The organism is Arthrobacter sp. H14, assembly GCF_000520495.1.
Taxonomy (GTDB): Bacteria; Actinomycetota; Actinomycetes; order Actinomycetales; family Micrococcaceae; genus Arthrobacter_C.
In genome coordinates this window covers 1-3,811 of sequence record NZ_AZRX01000495.1, presented here as the reverse complement: position 1 = coordinate 3,811, position 3,811 = coordinate 1, and the positions used below count along the sequence as shown (strand labels likewise).

Annotated in this window: 2 rRNA genes; both read right to left on the bottom strand. The window is 55.2% G+C overall.

The annotated features are described in order from the left end of the window. A 23S ribosomal RNA gene (locus tag Y707_RS0101820) occupies window positions 1-2,402 on the bottom strand; the annotation flags it as partial. A 554-nt stretch (window positions 2,403-2,956) separates the two neighbouring features. Then, window positions 2,957-3,811, bottom strand: a 16S ribosomal RNA gene (locus Y707_RS0101815); the annotation flags it as partial.

The window sequence follows — 3,811 nt, the reverse complement described above, 5'->3', positions numbered from 1 at the left end:
TTCGCCCTACATCCTTGGACCAGGACAACCATCGCCCGGCCCGGCTACCTTCCTGCGTCACACCTGTTAATACGCTTACCTCCCGGGATCAGATCCCACGCTCCCCAAAAAACCTTCCACCACAAGGGCGGTCGGTCATGGTTCGGGTGGTTAGTATCCCCCGTTCAGTATGGGCGGTTCTTCGCCGGTACGGGAATATCAACCCGTTGTCCATCGACTACGCCTGTCGGCCTCGCCTTAGGTCCCGACTTACCCAGGGCAGATTAGCTTGACCCTGGAACCCTTGATCATTCGGCGGACGGGTTTCTCACCCGTCTTTCGCTACTCATGCCTGCATTCTCACTCGTGTGGGCTCCACCGCTGGTTTCCACCGCGGCTTCACTGCCCACACGACGCTCCCCTACCCATCCACACCCCTGAACCAAAAGAACAAGTCTCCGGCTTGGGTATTATGTGAATGCCACAACTTCGGCGGTGTACTTGAGCCCCGCTACATTGTCGGCGCGGAATCACTTGACCAGTGAGCTATTACGCACTCTTTCAAGGATGGCTGCTTCTAAGCCAACCTCCTGGTTGTCTTCGCAACTCCACATCCTTTCCCACTTAGCACACGCTTAGGGGCCTTAGTTGGTGGTCTGGGCTGTTTCCCTCTCGACTATGAAGCTTATCCCCCACAGTCTCACTGCTGCGCTCTCACTTACCGGCATTCGGAGTTTGGCTGACGTCAGTAACCTTGTAGGGCCCATTCACTTGACCAGTGAGCTATTACGCACTCTTTCAAGGATGGCTGCTTCTAAGCCAACCTCCTGGTTGTCTTCGCAACTCCACATCCTTTCCCACTTAGCACACGCTTAGGGGCCTTAGTTGGTGGTCTGGGCTGTTTCCCTCTCGACTATGAAGCTTATCCCCCACAGTCTCACTGCTGCGCTCTCACTTACCGGCATTCGGAGTTTGGCTGACGTCAGTAACCTTGTAGGGCCCATCGGCCATCCAGTAGCTCTACCTCCGGCAAGAAACACGCAACGCTGCACCTAAATGCATTTCGGGGAGAACCAGCTATCACGGAGTTTGATTGGCCTTTCACCCCTACCCACAGCTCATCCCCTCCATTTTCAACTGAAGTGGGTTCGGTCCTCCACGACGTCTTACCGTCGCTTCAACCTGGCCATGGGTAGATCACTCCGCTTCGGGTCTAGATCACGCCACTGCGTCGCCCTATTCAGACTCGCTTTCGCTACGGCTTCCCCACACGGGTTAACCTCGCGACGTAACACTAACTCGCAGGCTCATTCTTCAAAAGGCACGCCGTCACCAGAATCAGACTGGCTCCGACGGATTGTAAGCACACGGTTTCAGGTACTGTTTCACTCCCCTCCCGGGGTACTTTTCACCTTTCCCTCACGGTACTTGTCCGCTATCGGTCATTAGGTAGTATTTAGGCTTATCAGGTGGTCCTGACAGATTCGCACGGGATTTCTCGGGCCCCGTACTACTTGGGATACTCTCCAAACGGCGGAACGCATTACGGTTACGGGACTCTCACCCACTCCGGTCGGGCCTTCAAACCCGTTCACCTATACGCCCGCACACATTTCACCTGTCCGGCAGAACAGATACGGAAAGTCCCACAACCCCAGTGATGCAACGCCCGCCGGCTATCACACACCACTGGTTTAGCCTCATCCGCGTTCGCTCGCCACTACTAACGGAATCACTGTTGTTTTCTCTTCCTGTGGGTACTGAGATGTTTCACTTCCCCACGTTCCCCCCACACACCCTATGTGTTCAGATGCGGGTCACCCAGTCCATCGCTGGCTGAGCGGGGTTTCCCCATTCGGACATCCTGGGATCAAAGTTCGGTTATCAACTTAGGTAGTATTTAGGCTTATCAGGTGGTCCTGACAGATTCGCACGGGATTTCTCGGGCCCCGTACTACTTGGGATACTCCCCCAGCGGCACCACGTATTTCGTTTACGGGACTAACACCCTCTACGGCCGGCCTTTCAAAACCGTTCAACTATACGCATACACTCACTGCACCAGTCCGGCAGAACAGATACGGGAAGTCCCACAACCCCGGCCATGCAACGCCCGCCGGCTATCACACATGGACCGGTTTAGCCTGATCCGCGTTCGCTCGCCACTACTGACGGAATCACTGTTGTTTTCTCTTCCTGCGGGTACTGAGATGTTTCACTTCCCCGCGTTCCCTCCACGCACCCTATGTGTTCAGATGCGGGTCACCGGGTGACACCAAAGGCGCCCCCGGCGGGGTTTCCCCATTCGGACATCCTGGGATCAAAGTTCGGTTATCAACTCCCCCAGGCTTATCGCAGATTCCCACGTCCTTCTTCGGCTCCTAATGCCAAGGCATCCACCGTGTGCTCTTAAAAACTTGACCACAAAGATCACAAAACATACTTCTTCGAGAGAACCACAAAAACCAACCACCACAAGCCCACACACACATGAACCCCACACAAAATGCGGGACCACACACATGCCAACCAATGACGATCAGATCCAGGTTCATAAATCTTGGAAATTGCTTCTTATTTTTAAGATGCTCGCGTCCACTATGCAGTTCTCAAACAACAACCCACAAACACCAGGCACACCACCCCACAAAGGGACAACACACCCACCTGCGCAGGAAAACACAACCAGAAACACCAAGAACCAAAGCCCCTGTTATTTCAGGACCCAACAGTGTGCCACACACAAAACCGCCCATACCCTCCCCGCACCGTTCCACAACACACCCCCCACCCCTCCAAAGAGGAAAAAGGAAGCACATCCGTACTAAATGCCGGAACGAAACCGGCGGCCGCTATTTGCTGATATTCCACCCATGAGCACCCACCGCAGAACAAACGCCTGCGCAATGGGCTAACTCCAATGCGGTGCGTTGAAGGTGCTCCTTAGAAAGGAGGTGATCCAGCCGCACCTTCCGGTACGGGAGGTGATCCAGCCGCACCTTCCGGTACGGCTACCTTGTTACGACTTAGTCCCAATCGCCGGTCCCACCTTCGACGGCTCCCTCCCCACAAGGGGGTTAGGCCACCGGCTTCGGGTGTTACCAACTTTCGTGACTTGACGGGCGGTGTGTACAAGGCCCGGGAACGTATTCACCGCAGCGTTGCTGATCTGCGATTACTAGCGACTCCGACTTCATGAGGTCGAGTTGCAGACCTCAATCCGAACTGAGACCGGCTTTTTGGGATTAGCTCCACCTCACAGTATCGCAACCCTTTGTACCGGCCATTGTAGCATGCGTGAAGCCCAAGACATAAGGGGCATGATGATTTGACGTCGTCCCCACCTTCCTCCGAGTTGACCCCGGCAGTCTCCTATGAGTCCCCGCCATAACGCGCTGGCAACATAGAACGAGGGTTGCGCTCGTTGCGGGACTTAACCCAACATCTCACGACACGAGCTGACGACAACCATGCACCACCTGTATACCGGCCCAAAAGGGGGCACCTGTTTCCAGGCGTTACCAGTACATGTCAAGCCTTGGTAAGGTTCTTCGCGTTGCATCGAATTAATCCGCATGCTCCGCCGCTTGTGCGGGCCCCCGTCAATTCCTTTGAGTTTTAGCCTTGCGGCCGTACTCCCCAGGCGGGGCACTTAATGCGTTAGCTACGGCGCGGAAAACGTGGAATGTCCCCCACACCTAGTGCCCAACGTTTACGGCATGGACTACCAGGGTATCTAATCCTGTTCGCTCCCCATGCTTTCGCTCCTCAGCGTCAGTAACAGCCCAGAGACCTGCCTTCGCCATCGGTGTTCCTCCTGATATCTGCGCAT